Here is a 16,271-nt window from a genome sequence, read left to right on the forward strand (position 1 = left end):
CGCCAGGACGACGTTGGGGAAGCACTTCCCGCTTTACCCTCACATCGGCGGCGTCAGGCCATCGCGGCCGACGCTGACACGGTTGGCTTCGAGCGAGCCGTCCGGCAGCTGCTTGACGAAGGCGATGATCTTGGCGCCGGCCTTGAGATCGGCTTTCTCGCCGGGCACGTAGGTGACAACCGGCGTATCGGCCGAGACGAACACCTTCTTCTCGCCGTCCTTGTACTTGATGAGCAGGGTGTGCCCATCATTGCCGACCACGCTCTCGGCGACAGTGGCATTGGTCATGCTGGAATTCGGCTTCAGATCGTAGGGCCGCGAGCCCTCGCCGGTACCGCGCATGCTCTCCGGAAACACATGGACCTCGACCGCGTTCTGGCCGCCGTCCGGCCCCGGCACGGTAGTGGCGCCGATGAACGAACCCGTCTTGATGTCGGCCAGCGAAACCTTGGTAATCCCGGCGACGCGCAGATCGGAGGCGATGTGCAGCTTGACGTCCTCGCCGCTGCGCGACTTGACCTGCATCGTGTCGCTATCGACGGTTTCGATCGTGCCGCGCACGCGCGTCGGCACCGGCGCCTTCTGCGCGACTGCATAGAGGGTCGAGATGGCCACCATCGCGACGGCGATGAGCGGACGTGTGAAAGTTGCACGTTGAACAGACATGACGGTCTCCGATTGTCCCACGGACATAGAACTCCGGAGATCGCGCGCTATTCTCTCAAGTCTTTGTGAGATCGGCCTCGACCAGCTCACGCAGCTCTGCCGTGACCTCTGGCTTTCGGCCGAACCATAGCTCGAAACCGCGCACCGCCTGATGCAAGAGCATGCCGAGCCCGTCGGCGGTCTTCAAACCACGCGCCTTCGCCGCCGCAAGCAGCGGGGTCACCAGGGGGACATAGACGAGATCGGCGACGACGGCCGCCTGTGGCAGCCTTGCCACATCAACATCGAGTGAAGGCTGGCCGTGCATCCCGAGCGAGGTCGTGTTCACGAGAAGTTTTGCGCGCGGCAGCACGTCGTTGATCCCGTCCCATGTAACGGGCTGCACGTTCGGCCCGAACTCGCTTGCGAGTGCCTCCGCCCGTGCCATCGTACGGTTGGCCAGATGCACGCGACTGAAGCCGCGTTCGAGCAGGCCGAACACGACCGCGCGCGAGGAGCCGCCGGCCCCAAGCACGAGCGCCTGTTCAGCCCGATCCCAGCCGGGCGCGCTGGCGTCGAGATTGTTGATGAAACCCTCGACGTCGGTATTAGTCGAGCGGAGCTCGCCATCCGCGAACCACAGCGTGTTGGCGGCGCCCACGGCCTTTGCGCGCGCATCCGGCATCGACAGCGCCAGCACGCCTTCCTTGTGCGGAATGGTGACGTTGGCGCCGGCGAAGCCGCGCAGCGACAGCCGCAGCACGAAGTCGCGCAGATCCTCGGGCGGGACCGCCTCGATGACATAGCCGCCCGCGATGCCCAGCGTGCGCAACCAGTAATGATGGATCAGCGGCGAGCGTGAATGCGCCGCCGGCCATCCGATCAAGCAGGCTGCGGGAGCCTTGGGCACCATTATCCTTCCCTCAGGGAGCGTGGGAGGCGATCCATTTCGCGTCCAGCCGGCTCTGTCAAGCGCGCGAGCGCCGCATCGCCACGGCCACGATCGCGCTCAACGCCAGCATTGTACCAGCGGCCAGATCGCGGCGAGATTGATCCGGACATAGGCGAGGTAAGATCGAGCCCCGCGCCGCCCTGGATCTGGAACACGGCATTCTCCAGGCCCATCGCAAGCACGATCCCGGCAATCGCGAGGCCAGGCAGCCCGTACGCATGGCAAAGTCCGGCACCGGCAAGCAGCACTGCCTCGATCAGGAGCAGCCAGGGCTGCCGCTCGGCGCCGCCGCCAAGCACCACGAGGCTGCCGGCCGCAGCTCCGGCCACGAACAGCGCGATCAGACCCAGAGCGCTGGCAGCCTGCGGCCAATCGGTTTCCGCAAGGCTCACGCCCAGCCGCGTGGAGTTGCCGCTCATGAAGGAGACGAACAGGCCGCCGAGATGCAGGAACCCGATTCCGTCGACCTAGCCTGCAATCATGCTGAGCGCGCAGGCCAGCGCAATGCGACGCGAATCCAGCATTCCGATGCACCACCGCCCGTGAGGTCGCGGCAGTGTCGATCAAATCGTCCGGCTTGAGAAGTGCGCGCCGCTAAAGCGCGACGAGATGAGAATTAAATCATCATCGCGCTTTAGGTTGTTGTTTGAGCATAATCTTTTCGGAAAACCGCTTCGCACTTTTCCGGATCATGCTCTAACTAATCACCGGATGAAGACCCATCGAGGCGCTCACCCTCTCCCCGTAAGAACGGAGAGAGGGTGTGAGAGGGCGGTGCGTCCCTTACTGCGAGAGGCATATCACGCCGCGACGCGATGCGCGGCGATGATCTGGTCGGCGGCGCGCCCGATGACCTCGGCCATGTGGTCGAACTGACGGGTGAAGCTGCCGGCACCGGCCGTGGCCGAGCGCAGCTCGACGATGAGTTCGCCGATCTCGGCTTCCGGCATCATGGCGCGGACACAGTCCCAGCCACTCCAGCCGTCGCGGGTGTCGAAGCCGAGGATCTGCCCGCGCCGCGCCGACAGGATCGCGTTGATCTTGGCGGTGGCATCGGTCGGGCAGACGATCTCGACCATGTGGATCGGCTCCAGCAGCACCGGCTGGCATTGCGGCAGGCCTTCGTTGAGCCCGATCCGCGCCGCCGTACGGAAGGCAAGGTCGGAGGAGTCGACGCTGTGATAGGAACCGTCGGTCAGCGTCACCACCAAATCGGTGACGGGAAAACCGAGCGGACCGCGCGTCAATCCGTCGACGACACCTTCCTCCACCGCGCCGATGTAGTTGCGCGGCACCGCGCCGCCGACCACCTTCTCAGTGAACTTGAAGCCGTCGCCGCGTGGCTGCGGCCTGATGTCGAGCACGACGTCGCCGAACTGGCCGTGGCCGCCGGACTGCTTCTTGTGACGTCCGCGCTGGGTGATCGGCTTGCGGATGGTCTCCTGATAGCCGATCGCGGGCGGATGCGACGTGACCTTGACGCCGAAGCGGTCGTGCAGCCGCTCGCTGGCCACACGCAGATGCATCTCGCCCTGCCCCCACAACACGGTGTCGTGGGTCTGCGCATTCTGCACCATCATCAGCGACGGATCTTCCTCGTGCAGGCGCGCCAGCGCCTGGCCGAGTTTGACGTCATCCTTGCGGTCGGGGGCCGCGATCGAGATCGCGAGCACCGGCGGTGTCGGCTCGAGAGCGGCCAGCGCGGCCGGCTGGGTCTTGCCGTTCGAGACGGTGTCGCCGGTCTTGATCGGGTCGAGCTTGCCGAGCGCCACCGTGTCGCCGGCTTCAGCCGCGGCACGCTTGGTGTCGTAGGCGCCGTTGACGGCGAGGATGCCGGCGACGCGGCTCGCTCCTCCGGAGGAGGATTGCAGCGTCGCACCGTCGTCGAGATGGCCGGCGAGCAGCCGCGTCAGCGACAGTTTTCCGCCGTGCTGCGAATGCAGCGTCTTGAAGACATAGCCGAGCGCATCCTTGCTCTCGGGCACACCGAGACGTTTTGCGGTCTCGGCAATGCCAGGGGCCTCGTGGCGCAGCGCCTTCATCAGACGCAGCACGCCGTTTTCGCGCGCCGCGGCGCCTAGCAGCACCGGACAGATCAGCCCTTCGCGCAATTCGCGGGCGAGATCGTCGAACACGGCATCGCGCGGCGGCTGGATGTCTTCGAGCAACTGCTCCATCAGCGCGTCGTCGTGGTCGGCGAGCTTCTCCAGCATCGAGAAGCGGGCTTCCTTCTCGCGGTCGAGATCGCCGCCCTTGAGCGCGATCACCTCGGAGGCCTTGTGCTCGCGATAGATGAAGGCGCGCTCCAGCGCGAGATCGACGAAGCCTTCGATCAGCTCGTCCTTCCAGATCGGGATCTGGCGCAGCACCAGCGGCACACGCGAGGCCGGCTGGAGCGTCGCGAGCGTCTCGCGGATGCGCTTGTTGGCGCGGTCGATCTTGTTGAGGAACAGGAAACGCGGGACCTTCAGCTCCTCCAGCTCGCGCAGGATGATCTGAAGCTGCGGCAGCTTCTTCTCGTCCGCCTCGCAAACCACCACCGCGGCGTCGACCGCGGGCAGCGCGGCGCGCATGTCGTGAGCGAATTCGACGGAACCGGGACAATCGAGAAAGGTGTAGCTGTCGCCCATGAAACTCGTGGTGACGGCAGTGAGCCCGACGGTCATCTTGTGAAGACGGGCCTCGGCACTTGCGTCGCCGACGGAAGTTCCGGCGTCGACGCTGCCGGCGCGCGGGATTGCGCCCGTTCGCGCCAGTATCGCTTCGAGAAGTGTGGTTTTACCGCTTTGGAATGGGCCCACCAGCGCAATGCACCGTGGACCTCGGGGACTTCTGACGTCTTGTCCCATTCGCCGCCTCCTTGGTGTGGAGCTCGGCCCATGATTGGGTCGGCAAACGCGGATGCTCTGCCCGTCCCCCCGGTTTGGCAAGCATCAAAAATCGCTGCGGTGCGTCCTCGCGGGAATCGCGCCGGTCGAGCGACGCGATCCGCACACGGGAAATTGTTTAACGGCCCGGACGGAGTTCCAGGCTCTCCAGACCGGCCGCGATGTTGAGGCCGACCTGGCCCTGCACGCTGAGCGGCTGGAGCGCGATGGAATTGCTGGAGCCGCCGACCAGCACGTTGCCGCCGAGGCCGACGCCGACCGACGCGCTGCCTTGCGCACCGGCATAATTGCCCGCGAGGTCGCCGGGTCCGAGCCGATTTACCGGTGCGAACACACCCCACGCCAGTGCCGTCTCCTGGGTGATGCCGATGTCGAGGCCGACTTTGCGAATGGTCGCGACGTAACGGTCGTCCGGCAAACCATCGACGCGCAGCACGCAGCCGAGATTTGTCACGGAACCCACGATGAAGCCGACGCTGGCACCGCCGCGGCATTCGAGCACGCCGACCTGCACCATCCGCTGCTGCGCGTTGCTACCTGCCACGGAGGCAACGATGCTGGCGACGGCGAGCCCAGCGAGGGGGAATGAACGGCGCATGAAATGTCTCCGGCTATAATGTGATGCGAGCAGAAAGGACGCCTACCCGTGGCGCGCGATCGTCTATGCCACAAGAGTCCTGGCGCTGCCAGATCGCGACAATAAAAAGGCCCGCCTGAGCGGGCCTTTTCGATTCCTGTTGCAGACCGGCTAGCGCAGATTGCCGCAGAAGCGCTGGATGCGCTTGCAGGCATCTTCGAGGTCCGAGGTCTTGGTCGCATAGGAGATGCGAAAGGCCGGGCCGAGGCCGAAGGCCGAGCCCTGCACGACGGCGACGCCTTCGGTCTCCAGCAACTCCGTGACGAACTCCTCGTCGTTGCTGATCACCTTGCCGGACGGCGCGGTCTTGCCGATCGTGCCGGCGCAGGACGGATAGACGTAGAACGCGCCTTCCGGCCGCGGACACTCGATGCCTTTGGCCTGGTTCAGCATGGAGACGACGAGGTCGCGGCGCTCCTTGAACACCTTGTTGTTGGCGGGGATGAAATCCTGCGGACCGTTCAGCGCCTCAACTGAGGCCCACTGCGAGATCGAGGACGGGTTCGAGGTCGACTGCGACTGGATCGTCGACATCGCCTTGATGAGCTGCGCCGGGCCGCCGGCATAGCCGATGCGCCAGCCGGTCATGCAATAAGCTTTCGAGACGCCGTTCACAGTGAGCGTGCGGTCGTAGAGTTTCGGCTCGACCTGCGCGACGGTGGTGAACTGGAAATCGTCGTAGACGAGATGCTCGTACATGTCGTCGGTCATCACCCAGACATGCGGATGCCTGACCAGCACGTCGGTGAGCGCTTTCAGCTCGGCACGCGTATAGGCCGCGCCGGTCGGGTTCGACGGCGAGCACAGGATCACCCATTTGGTCTTCGGCGTGATCGCGCGCTCGAGCGCCTCGGCCTGGAGCTTGAAGCCGGCCGCGGCAGTGCAGACCACCGGCACCGGCTCGCCGCCGGCGAGCGCCACCATCTCGGGATAGCTGACCCAATAGGGCGCGGGGATGATCACCTCGTCGCCCGGATTGATGGTCGCCATCAGCGCGTTGTAGAGCACCTGCTTGCCGCCGGTGCCGACGATCACCTGGTTCGGCTTGTAGACGAGACCATTCTCGCGCTGAAACTTCGCGATGATCGCATCCTTCAGCTCGGGAATGCCGTCGACTGCGGTGTACTTGGTCTTGCCGGATTCGATGGCGTGGATCGCCGCCAGCTTGATGTTGGCGGGCGTGTCGAAGTCCGGCTCGCCGGCGCCGAGGCCGATGACGTTGCGGCCCGCCGCTTTCAGCGCGCGTGCTTTATCCGTGACCGCGATGGTCGCGGACGGCTTCACACGGTCGAGCGCAGCAGCAAGGAAGGACATCATCATCTCCTGGCGAGCGTCGTGAACCCTTAGGGCCTTCACGACTCTGATTGTGGGAATGAGCCACCCTAAAACGTGAGCCGCTGCATCGCAAGAAAACTTCGGCCATATCCCGGAAAAGTTTACGAATCCCGGCGTTTCGCGGCGCGATTCCGCGCAATATTCCGAAACTTTGCCGGCGGAATCCCTCATATCCGGCATAGCCTGTCCTCGGAGCAATTTTGCGTGTCTACCGTCATGAACCAGAGTGTCGTCGTGCCGGGCTTGTCCCGGCCAAGACGAATCGCGATCGCCCTGCGTGCTTCACGATCGCGCGGGAGCGACGCGTTCGCATGTTGACGCAAGCGTGATCTGATTTGCATCGTCGTACGAAAATGATCTTCCGCGGCGCTGCAGTGCGGTAGGGTTTTCGAGTTTTTCTATTGGCCGGCCCTTGCGGCGGATTCGCAACGGCATCATTGTTTAGCCGCGTTGCGGGGCAACAAGCGCCGCGCCTTCCCCGTCCTCGGAATCGAACTCCCAGAATGTACAAGCTCTATTCGATGCAACGCTCGGGCAACAGCTACAAGGTTCGCCTTGCGCTGGCGCTGCTGAACTTGCCTTACGAAGCGGTCGAGGTGGACATTCTGCGCGGCGAGAGCCGCACGCCGGACTTCCTGGCGAAGAACCCGTCCGGCCAGGTGCCGCTGCTCGAGGTCGGCGCCGACCGCTATCTCGCCGAGTCCAATGCCATCCTCTGGTATGTCGCCGTCGGCACGCCGCTCGCGCCGGAGAACCGCATCGAACGCGCCGAGGCGCTGCAATGGATGTTCTTCGAGCAGCACGCGCTCGAGCCGAACATCGGCGCGGCCTATTTCTGGCTGTCGCTGGTCAGGGGCGGCCGCGACCTCCAGACCCATTCGCTGGAGGACTGGATGGAGCGCGGCTATGGCGCGCTCCAGGTGATGGAAAATCACCTCAAGACCAACGCCTATTTCGCCGCCCGCCAGCTCACGGTCGCCGACATCGCGCTTTACGGCTACACCCACGTCGCCGAGCGCTGCGACTTCGACCTCTCGACCTTCCCGGCGATCCGGGACTGGCTGAAGCGCGTCGAAGCGGCGCCCGGCTTCGTGGCGATGGACTGGCGGCCGGCCGACATCGACGACCCCGCCAGCATCGCGGCGGGCGCCTGAGTGCGAAGTCACGTTAAGAAATAACGGGCATATCGTTAACCTTTGCCGCAATCCCGCCATTTTCGCACGGGAGCCGCCGCAATATTGCCGGTTGAAACTGTGAAATTACAGAGCGTCGCGGGTGATTCGCTCGCGCGTTGAAGGATTTAGACCATGATTCGGGCGTCCGGCACGGTAGGCTTTCAGGGCCAACCCGCCACCGTCGCGTCTTCCCGGTTGACCAACGCAGTGGCGGCCTCGCTCGCCGTCGCGGCGCTGTCGCTGTGCCTGATCGTCACCCTGACGGTGCTGTCGACCAAGGCGACCATGGCGATGGGCCTGCCGGTCTGATCCCCGTTTCATCCTGGACCAGCCTTCAAGGCGCCGCATGGCCCGCGCCGACCGGCATCGCGACAGGACATCGATGAAATCACCTGTGGTAGTCGTTGCAATCACTCTGACCGCGGCCATCCTGGTCGCGGCGTCGCTGTTGATTTTCACCGGCATGCGCAAGAGCCCGGGAACGTCGACGCTGAACGCGCCCATGTTGCAACAACGCGCGAAGCCCGCGCACTTGGCCTAAAATCATCCGAAAGCTTTGTGCTCCGGCGCAAGTCCGCTTTAAGCGCACCGCGCGAAATCGCATCGCGTTGACGCAACGATCAGTCAGTGTCGCGGCCTTACTCGTTCGGGAGGAGCGAGACAGGCCCATGCGGTTCGGATGGCGCGCGATCTCCGGTCCGGCGCTGACGGCAGCGATTGCGCTGCTGGCGATCCTGATCGACCGCCATCTACCCATTCCCTCGCCCGCGCCGCTGTTCGTATGCATCGTGGCTGTTGCAGGCTCGCTGTCGGGCTTCACCTCCGCCATGACCAGTGCGGCCGTTGCGTTGATCGGCGCGGCGCTGTTCTTCCTCGGCCACCGGGCCGGTCCCGGCTACGCCGCCGCCGATCTGGTCCCGCTCGGTCTCCTGGCGATAACGGTTACCTCCACTGCCGCCATCACCGGGTTGGTGCGCGAGCGCCTGATCGACACATTCGCCTCCGAGCGCCGCAACCACGCTACCGGCGCGCGGCTGTCGGCTGCGCTCGACCAGGTCGATATCGGCATCGTGCTGCTCGATGCGGAGACGCGCGCCGAATTCATCAACCGTGCGTTCCGGGATTATTTTGCACTGCCGGACGAAGTCGCCGACGGCAAGCCGCCCTTCATCGCGCTGATGTATCACGGCCGCGACACCGGCGCGTTCGAGCTGCCGGAGGATGAGTTGGGCGCCTTCATCGCCCAGCGCATGGAGATGGTGCGGATCGGCGATGCTACGCCGATCAACATCAGCTTGCGGAATGGCGAGGTGCTGCGGTTCGTCTGCGCCGCGCTGCCCGACGGCGGGCGCATGCTGAGCTATACGCCGGTGACCGACCTCGTGCGCCACACCGATGCGGCGTCCCGTGCCGATTACTACCGCTCGCTGCGCGATCCCACGGGCCGCAGGCTGATCGGCCATCTGCGCGTCGCCGAGCGACGCTAGAGCGCGATTGATCGGCGCACCGGTCATCACGTATGAAGGACGCTTCATTGGCTTTGCGCCTTACGTCCTCCAAGATTGCGGAATTTTCAGATGTCGCTCACCATTCGCCCCGTCACGCGGCAGGACTACGATCAATGGCTGCCGCTGTGGGACGGCTATAACGCCTTCTACGGCCGCTCCGGCCCGACCGCGCTCTCGGGCGAGATCACGCGCGTGACTTGGCAGCGCTTCTTCGATGCCTACGAGCCGGTGCATGCGCTGATCGCCGAGAGCGAGGGCCGGCTGCTTGGGCTGACGCATTATCTCTTCCATCGCAGCACCACTGCGATCGAGCCATCCTGCTATCTGCAGGACCTGTTCACGCTTGAGGCCGCACGCGGCAAAGGCGTCGCCTCGGCGCTGATCCACGGCGTCTACGAGCGGGCGAAGCTCGCGGGATCGCCGCGCGTCTACTGGCAGACGCATGAGACCAATCTCACGGCGCAGAGCCTGTACGACAAGGTCGCGGAGCGCTCCGGCTTCATCGTCTATCGCAAGATATTCTGATCCGGCCGCGGGCCCCTGTGGATAACTTTGCCTGTCACCGGCGCGTTACACTCCGGGATTAGGTTGCGCCTGCGTCTGATCAGGCCCCCCGTCACCGATCAAGCGCTCCAAGCGGTCCCCGTCAGTCGCCGCGTCTGACAGGGGCCGCATTTTTTTGCCCGCAGTCTATCGCCAGCATGGCAGCAACGCAGCCGGCGCCTTGCCGCTGCGGCACACCGCGGTCACAATGGCCCGCTGCTTTGTTCTGACAGGACCTCCCATGGAAATTCGTAATCTCGGCGCCTCCGGCCTGCGCGTCTCGGCGGTCGGGCTCGGCTGCAATAATTTCGGCCAGCGCACGGATCTGGAGACCTCGCGCAAGGTGATCTACCGCGCGCTCGATCTCGGCATCACGCTGTTCGACACCGCCGATATCTATGCCGGCATGGGCGGCTCGGAGACGGTGCTCGGCACCGTGCTCGGCGACCGCCGCAAGGACATCGTGCTCGCCACCAAATATTCCAAGCCGATGGCGACCGACGGCACCAAGCAGGGCGCCTCGCGCCGCTACATCATGAACGCGGTCGATGCCAGCCTGACGCGGCTCAAGACCGACTACATCGATCTCTACCAGCAGCACGACTACGACCCGCTAACGCCGATGGAGGAGACGCTGCGCGCGCTCGACGACCTCATCCGCCAGGGCAAGGTCCGCTACATCGGTAATTCCAATTTCCCGGCCTGGCGCATCGCGGAAGCCGAATTCACCGCGCGCGCGATGAATGTCAGCCGCTTCGTCTCGGCCCAGGACGAGTACAGCCTCGTGGTCCGCGGCATCGAGCAAGACCTACTGCCGGCCGCGCAGGAATACAAGCTTGGCCTGCTGCCGTTCTTCCCGCTTGCGAGCGGCCTGCTCACCGGCAAGTACCAGCGCGGCGCAGCCGCACCCACCGATACGCGCTTTGCAAAAGCGCCGGCGCTGCGCGACCGCTACGTCACGCCGCGCAACGAGGACATCGTTGAAAAGCTCGAGGCCTTTGCCAAGGCGCGCGGGCATTCGATGCTCGAGCTCGCCTTCTCCTGGCTCGCCGCGCGCCCGCAAGTGTCGAGCGTGATCGCAGGCGCCACCCGCGTCGAGCAGGTCGAGGAGAACGTCAAGGCGATCGCCTGGCAGCTCGGCGCCGGTGATCTCGCCGAGATCGATGAGATCACCAAAGGCTGACGTGTGCAGCGCGGCGCGCTACTTCGCGCCGTGTCCCACGGTCTGCATCACCTCGAAGCCTTCGAACTGGGGATGGCCGAGATAAAGCGGCTTGTTGTCGCCCGCCCGCTGATGCGCCGCGCGAAACGCCTCCGACTTCGTCCAAGCCTCGAACGCGGCATAGTTCGCCCACACGGTGTGCGAAGCATACAGCGTGTGGTCCTCGAGCTCGGGCCCCCTCAGCAGATGGAATTCGACGAAGCCCGGCACCTTGTCGAGATGGGTGTCGCGCGAGAGCCAGACTTGTTCGAAGGCTGACTCCGAGCCCTTGGTGACACGGAAGCGATTCATGGCGATGTACATGCGGGTGGTCTCCTGATGTGAAGGAGGCATCGCTCTCACTCCCTCGCCTCGTTCTTACGGGGAGAGGGTGGGGTGAGGGGCTGCCTCGGCGAGCTCGGTCTGAATTGTAGGTGGAATGTGCTCGATCGCAATCGTCTTGCGAGTCGGAGGGACATTCGATCATGGCAACGGAGTGCCTGCCCCTCACCCGGATCGCACCGGACGATGCTACGCATCGCCGGGGGCGATCCGACCTCTCCCCGCAAAAGAGCGGGGAGAGGTTAAGACGCGCGCTGCACGCACTCGGGATCATTCGATTGCCTTCTCGCCCGTGAGGGAGGCACCGCCCTCTCACTCCCTCGCCCCGTTCTTACGGGGAGAGGGTGGGGTGAGGGGCTGCCTCCGCGAGCTCGGTCTGAATTGTTAGCAACACACCCTCTATATTACCGAGAACGTCGTTGTTCCAGAAGCGGAGAATTCTGTAGCCCTTGTCCTTCAGGCGCGCATCACGGATCGCATCTGCGGCGGATTCGTTGTGCTGCCCACCGTCGACTTCGATGATGAGCCGCTTCTCGCGGCACACGAAATCGCAGATGTAGCCGATGATCGGCTCCTGTCTTACGAACTTGTTGCCGTCGATCCGTCGGTTGCGAATGCGATTCCAGAGAACCGTCTCCGCATCTGTTTGAACAACACGCAATCGTCTTGCGAGTCGGATGGACTTCCCATCGTGGCCGCGCATTGCCCTGCCCCTCACCCGGATCGCACCGGACGATGCTTCGCATCGCCGGGGGCGATCCGACCTCTCCCCGCATAAGGGCGGGAAGAGGTTAAGTAACCAGCCCCTTCATCGGCCGCGCTGCGGCGCTGTCGGGGAACACGGTCTCGGCGAGCGCGCGATCGGACAGGCCGAACTGGGCTTGCAGCACGCCCTTGATCACTGAGCGCAGATCGGTGGTGGGCTTGAGGTCGCGACCTTCGTAGAGGTTGGCGAGCTTGAGGCCCGGCCAGTCGGAGATGACGCGGCCGCCCTTCACCGCGCCGCCGGCGAGCAGCGCGATGGTGCCGGTGCCGTGATCGGTGCCGTCGGTGCCGTTGATTCGCGCGGTGCGGCCGAACTCGGTCGCGACCACCACGACGGTGTCGCGCCAGCGTTCGCCGAGACCGCTCTCGAATTCGGCGAGCGCGCCGTCGAGCCCGCCGAGCAGGAACGCCAGACGTCCGACCGGACCGCCTTCGTTGGCGTGAGTGTCCCAGCCGTCGAAGGCGAGTGCCGCGATGCGCGGTCCGTCATCGGCCGCCATCAGCTTGGCGGCGCCGCGCGCCACCTGCCGCATCTGCGCCACCGCATTGCCCGGCTTTGGCTTCATGTCGTCGCCGCTCGCGGCCTTCTCGAGCTGAAGGCCCTGCGACAGCGCCGACGCCAGCGCGGGATCGCGATGGCGGTAGAGATCGACCAGCCGCATCGCGGTGTCGTCATCGGCCTGCGGCAACGCGACCGGCGCCCAGCCGACGGTCGGCGCAGCGCCGCGCAACACTAGCGGCGTGGTCGGGCCGACGGCAAGAGCACTCGACACGCGCTCGCCGCGCGGCAGCGCTTCGAGCGCGCGGTTGAGCCAGCCCGACTGCACCCGGCCCGGACCGGCATAGCCGCTTTCGAGCACGTCCTGACCGTCGAAATGCGAACGGTCGCGATAAGGCGTTGCGACCGCATGGATCACCGCGGCGTGCATGTTGCGATACATGCGCGCAAATTCCGGCATCGCCGGATGCAGCGCAAAGAAGGAGTCCAGCATGATCGCCGGATGCGCGCCATCCGCCGCGAGCGCGATCGATCCATGCAGGCCGGCATAATCGGGGTCGCCGACCGGCGCGACGGTCGAGAGCCCGTCGAGCGCGCCGCGCAGGATCACCACGATCAGCCGCGGGTCGCGCCCGTCCGCCGCGCGCGCGAATTTCGGCAAGTACGCCCACGCTGCGAAGGAGGCGCCGCCAAGCAGCAGGCCGCGGCGCGAGGTGAGGAGCCGGTTTTCGCAGCAATCCATCATCATCTCCTCTGCATCTCCGGCGCCATCAACAGCAGCGCCAGCGCCTGCTGGCGCGACTCCGCGCGCTCGATGGTCCGCCGTGTTTCGGTCGAGGCCGCGTCCGCAGCCGCGAATTCCAATAGATCGAGCGGGTCGATGTTGTTGCCAAGCCGCGCGCCCATTTGTGCCGCGATATCGAGCCGGAGCTTGATGCCTTCGGGCGCGGCCCAGGCGGCGTTGGTGTCGGGAAAACCATTGGGCCCGGCCGGTGTCCACAATGGCTGGCCGAGCAGGTTCAGATTGTTGAGATAGGCGCCGGGATCCTCCGGCACGCGCGCGAGCAGCCGGCCGCTCGCGACCAGGAAATCGTAAGGCGAGCGCATCTTGGTCAGCGGCGCCTTCCAGGCTTCGTCGGAATCGACCAGCGCGGTCGCAAGCGCTTTGAGATCGCCGTCGGTCTTGACGAACACATCGCGCAATCGCGCGACCAGCGACGGTGGCGGATCGTCAGCGACGAAATGACGGACGAATTTGGTGGCGATGAAGTTCGCCGTCGAGGGATGGCGTGCGATGTCGGCAAGCGCGGCCTCGCCTTGCGCCAGGCCGGTCGCCTCATAGGTCTTGCCGAGCAGGGCTTGCGGCCCGGGCTGGTGCGCATTGGTGTTGAACACGAAGGAGCCAGGTGTGCCGAGCTGCCCCTGCCTACCGGCAAAGCTCCAGCCCGTGATGATGCGCGCCAGCGAGGTGACGTCCTCCTGGGTATAGCCGCCGCCGACACCGAGCGTATGCAGCTCCATGATCTCGCGCGCGAGATTCTCGTTCAGCCCGCGCTTGCGGTTCTGGCCCGCGCGCGAGTCCGGCCCGAGCGATTGCTGGTTATCGAGAAAGAACAGCATCGCCGGATGCTGCTCGACCGCCTTCAGCATGTCGGCGAAGCGCCCGAGCACATGCGGCCTGATCGCCTCGCGCTCGAACGCGCCGGCCCACATCCGCGCCAACTCGCCCTTGTTCGCGGAGATGCAGAAATGGTTGGACCAGAACACCACGAGCCGCTCGGTGAAGCCGCACTCGACCAGTGTCGCGCGCTGCAACCGCGCCAGTGCCTCGGCGCGAAACGTCTTCTGAATGACGTTGAGCGGCTGCGGCGCGGGCTTTGCGGCAGGGGGCACAGCGGCATTGGGCTGCATGGCGTCGGGTTTCGCCGCATTGTCGGCCGGCTTCGCCTCGGCCATCTGGCCGGCGATCTCGGTCATCACCGTGTTCAGCGACAGATTGCGACGGAGCTTGTTGTCCGGCTTCTGATCGGCCGGCGCCTGCGGGGACGGCGCCTCGGCGGGCGTACCGGCTTTCGCGGCCGCCTCGCGCGCCTGCTTGACCTGATCCTGATAGGCGAACGCGGCCTGCCCGAGCTGCGGCGTCGATTGCAGGCCGGGCGCTTCCAGCAGCACGCCGTTGGGACGGTTCAGTTCCGCCTTGACGAAACCGCGCGGATCGGTGGCCGCATTGATGAGATCGCCCGACGCGCCGCCGCGGGCGCCAAAACCGAACCGGTTGAGCGCAACGAGGGCGGCTTGCGAATCGCGGGCCATCAATTTGTCCTGGGCGCTTTGCGAGCAGGTGCGCGTCGCCTAATATACCGCAGCGGGAGATGAACCCGACATGAAAATGACGGCAAAGCTTTTGCGCAAATCATGACAAATCAGAAAGAAATTCCGTTGCAGGAACCGCAACCGCGCCGCCTCGCCTGCTCCCGCTGCGGCGCCGAGTTCGGCTGCGACCTGTCGGGATCGTGCTGGTGCGCGGAGGAGACCGCGCGACTGCCGATGCCGGTCAAGGGCGAGGATTGCCTGTGCCGGGAGTGTCTGCGCAATGCGGCGGCGGAAACGGCGAAGTAGCTCGCCACACTTCTCATGAGGCACTAACGCTCCCCACACTCGCTGTCGTCCCGGCGAAGGCCGGGACCCATAGCCACAGGGCGTAGTTTGGCGAAGACTAGTTGTTCGGTATTGCGACCAACCGCAATCGATAGACCTCGCGGTATGGGTCCCGGCCTTCGCCGGGACGACGTTGCGGAGGAAGTGTGCGTGACAACTACACCGCAAACCCCGGCGACCTCCGCGCCATGCCGTCGAACGCATCCAGCAACTTTTCGCGCCAGGCATAAACCGGGTCATCCGCCTCGAGCAGCTTGAACGGGCTGACCACGCGGGCCCATTGGAAGCCGCCGAACACGATGTAGTCGGCGTAGTTCGGCGCGTCGCCGCCGAGATAGGGCTGCTTCTTCAAGGTCTGCCGCATCACTTCGAGCGATTTGCGGAACGCGATCACGCCCGCGTCGCGGCTCGCCATGATCTCTTCCAGCGCCTTGCCGCCGAAGCGCGCCTCGCGCGACTTGCGGAAATATTCGGCATCGACCTCGGCGAGGTTTTTCGGGATGTCGGCGATGATCAGCGGAGAGATGCCGCCGACGATGGCGATGTCGCCCCAGGCGTTAAGCATGCGCGCCATGGCGCGGCCGCCCTCGCCGCCGAACAGCGACGGACGGTCCGGAAAATTGTCTTCGAGATAGGTCGCGATCGTCCAGGAATCGACCACCGGCTTGTCGTGATGCAGGAGCACCGGGACCCTTTCCGAGCCGTGCGGCGCGATTCTGCTCTTCTCGGTAAAGCGCCAGGGCAGCGATTGCGCCGACAGCCCCTTGTGCGCCAGCGCCATCCGCGTCCGCCAGCAATACGGGCTGAAGGGCCGCGAGGCGTCAGTGCCGACGAGTTCGAAGAGCTTGAGGTTCATGAAAGGCGCTTTCCACATGCTCCGTCATTGCGAGGAGCTCTTGCGACGAAGCAATCCAGGCTGTCGCCGTAGTGCGCATTCTGGATTGCTCACATGGGGAATGTGTGTGTCAAGGATGAGCAGTCACCTTTTTGTTCGACTGCAGCCACCTCTTCGTCCCGACCGCGGGTTCTGCAGGATGGCGCGCGCAGATCAAGTCAAGGCCGGCCTGTTAGGGCCGCCGCGAAGCGGCTTGGCCTTGAGTTGAGCGAGCACGCCATCATGCTT

At 65.1% G+C, this 16,271-nt stretch carries 18 protein-coding genes; 7 read left to right on the forward strand and 11 right to left on the reverse strand.

Annotation, left to right across the window (positions count from 1 at the left end):
* Positions 1-39: 39 nt before the first annotated feature.
* The 6 genes from IVB18_RS43580 to IVB18_RS43605 all read right to left on the reverse strand — a co-directional run bounded on the left by IVB18_RS43580 (position 40) and on the right by IVB18_RS43605 (position 6,436).
* Positions 40-666, reverse strand: coding sequence for a hypothetical protein (locus tag IVB18_RS43580; protein ID WP_247986238.1), 627 nt, complete (start codon positions 664-666; stop codon positions 40-42).
* A gap of 55 nt (positions 667-721) precedes the next feature.
* The gene (locus tag IVB18_RS43585) at positions 722-1,558 is read right to left on the reverse strand and encodes a shikimate dehydrogenase (RefSeq protein WP_247986239.1); all 837 of its coding nucleotides are present in this window, start codon (positions 1,556-1,558) and stop codon (positions 722-724) included.
* A complete protein-coding gene (locus IVB18_RS43590; RefSeq protein WP_247986240.1) occupies positions 1,558-2,016 on the reverse strand; it encodes a YoaK family protein in 459 nt (152 codons plus the stop codon). The genes IVB18_RS43585 and IVB18_RS43590 overlap by 1 nt, the downstream gene beginning before the upstream one ends.
* Positions 2,017-2,397: 381 nt before the next feature.
* Positions 2,398-4,446: an elongation factor G gene (locus IVB18_RS43595; RefSeq protein ID WP_247986241.1), complete on the reverse strand. Its 2,049-nt coding sequence runs from the start codon at positions 4,444-4,446 to the stop codon at positions 2,398-2,400.
* A 157-nt stretch (positions 4,447-4,603) separates the two neighbouring features.
* Positions 4,604-5,083, reverse strand: coding sequence for a DUF992 domain-containing protein (locus IVB18_RS43600; RefSeq protein WP_247986242.1), 480 nt, complete (start codon positions 5,081-5,083; stop codon positions 4,604-4,606).
* Between the two features lie 150 nt (positions 5,084-5,233).
* Positions 5,234-6,436 carry a pyridoxal phosphate-dependent aminotransferase gene (locus tag IVB18_RS43605; RefSeq protein WP_247986243.1) on the reverse strand — a complete coding sequence of 401 codons (1,203 nt, stop codon included), beginning with the start codon at positions 6,434-6,436 and terminating at the stop codon, positions 5,234-5,236.
* A 524-nt stretch (positions 6,437-6,960) separates the two neighbouring features.
* Between IVB18_RS43605 and IVB18_RS43610 the strand changes: the two genes are divergently transcribed.
* The 6 genes from IVB18_RS43610 (at position 6,961) to IVB18_RS43635 (ending at position 10,866) form a co-directional block, all read left to right on the forward strand.
* On the forward strand, positions 6,961-7,611 hold the full coding sequence (locus IVB18_RS43610; protein WP_247986244.1) for a glutathione S-transferase family protein: 651 nt from the start codon (positions 6,961-6,963) through the stop codon (positions 7,609-7,611).
* Positions 7,612-7,764: 153 nt separating this feature from the next.
* On the forward strand, positions 7,765-7,941 hold the full coding sequence (locus IVB18_RS43615) for a hypothetical protein (RefSeq protein ID WP_247986245.1): 177 nt from the start codon (positions 7,765-7,767) through the stop codon (positions 7,939-7,941).
* Positions 7,942-7,978: 37 nt separating this feature from the next.
* A complete protein-coding gene (locus IVB18_RS43620; RefSeq protein WP_247991968.1) occupies positions 7,979-8,173 on the forward strand; it encodes a hypothetical protein in 195 nt (64 codons plus the stop codon).
* Positions 8,174-8,300: 127 nt separating this feature from the next.
* On the forward strand, positions 8,301-9,119 hold the full coding sequence (locus IVB18_RS43625) for a PAS-domain containing protein (RefSeq protein WP_247986246.1): 819 nt from the start codon (positions 8,301-8,303) through the stop codon (positions 9,117-9,119).
* Positions 9,120-9,209: 90 nt separating this feature from the next.
* Positions 9,210-9,665: a GNAT family N-acetyltransferase gene (locus IVB18_RS43630; RefSeq protein WP_247986247.1), complete on the forward strand. Its 456-nt coding sequence runs from the start codon at positions 9,210-9,212 to the stop codon at positions 9,663-9,665.
* Between the two features lie 259 nt (positions 9,666-9,924).
* Positions 9,925-10,866 (forward strand): aldo/keto reductase, encoded by a 942-nt coding sequence (locus IVB18_RS43635; protein ID WP_247986248.1) that lies wholly within the window; start codon positions 9,925-9,927, stop codon positions 10,864-10,866.
* Positions 10,867-10,884: 18 nt separating this feature from the next.
* Here the strand turns inward: IVB18_RS43635 and IVB18_RS43640 are convergent, their stop codons facing one another.
* The 4 genes from IVB18_RS43640 to IVB18_RS43655 form a co-directional block, all read right to left on the reverse strand.
* Positions 10,885-11,208: an antibiotic biosynthesis monooxygenase gene (locus IVB18_RS43640; RefSeq protein WP_247991874.1), complete on the reverse strand. Its 324-nt coding sequence runs from the start codon at positions 11,206-11,208 to the stop codon at positions 10,885-10,887.
* Positions 11,209-11,557: 349 nt separating this feature from the next.
* Positions 11,558-11,929 carry an endonuclease domain-containing protein gene (locus IVB18_RS43645; RefSeq protein ID WP_247986249.1) on the reverse strand — a complete coding sequence of 124 codons (372 nt, stop codon included), beginning with the start codon at positions 11,927-11,929 and terminating at the stop codon, positions 11,558-11,560.
* Positions 11,930-12,017: 88 nt separating this feature from the next.
* The gene (locus tag IVB18_RS43650; RefSeq protein WP_247991875.1) at positions 12,018-13,235 is read right to left on the reverse strand and encodes a DUF1501 domain-containing protein; all 1,218 of its coding nucleotides are present in this window, start codon (positions 13,233-13,235) and stop codon (positions 12,018-12,020) included.
* A complete protein-coding gene (locus IVB18_RS43655) occupies positions 13,235-14,803 on the reverse strand; it encodes a DUF1800 family protein (RefSeq protein WP_247986250.1) in 1,569 nt (522 codons plus the stop codon). The genes IVB18_RS43650 and IVB18_RS43655 overlap by 1 nt, the downstream gene beginning before the upstream one ends.
* 102 nt (positions 14,804-14,905) lie before the next feature.
* Between IVB18_RS43655 and IVB18_RS43660 the strand changes: the two genes are divergently transcribed.
* A complete protein-coding gene (locus tag IVB18_RS43660; RefSeq protein ID WP_247986251.1) occupies positions 14,906-15,109 on the forward strand; it encodes a cysteine-rich CWC family protein in 204 nt (67 codons plus the stop codon).
* Between the two features lie 196 nt (positions 15,110-15,305).
* On the opposite strand, the gene IVB18_RS43665 is transcribed toward IVB18_RS43660, so the two are convergent.
* Positions 15,306-16,004: a glutathione S-transferase family protein gene (locus IVB18_RS43665; RefSeq protein WP_247986252.1), complete on the reverse strand. Its 699-nt coding sequence runs from the start codon at positions 16,002-16,004 to the stop codon at positions 15,306-15,308.
* Between the last annotated feature and the right edge of the window lie 267 nt (positions 16,005-16,271).

The sequence above is a fragment of the Bradyrhizobium sp. 186 genome (assembly GCF_023101685.1).
Lineage (GTDB): Bacteria > Pseudomonadota > Alphaproteobacteria > Rhizobiales > Xanthobacteraceae > Bradyrhizobium.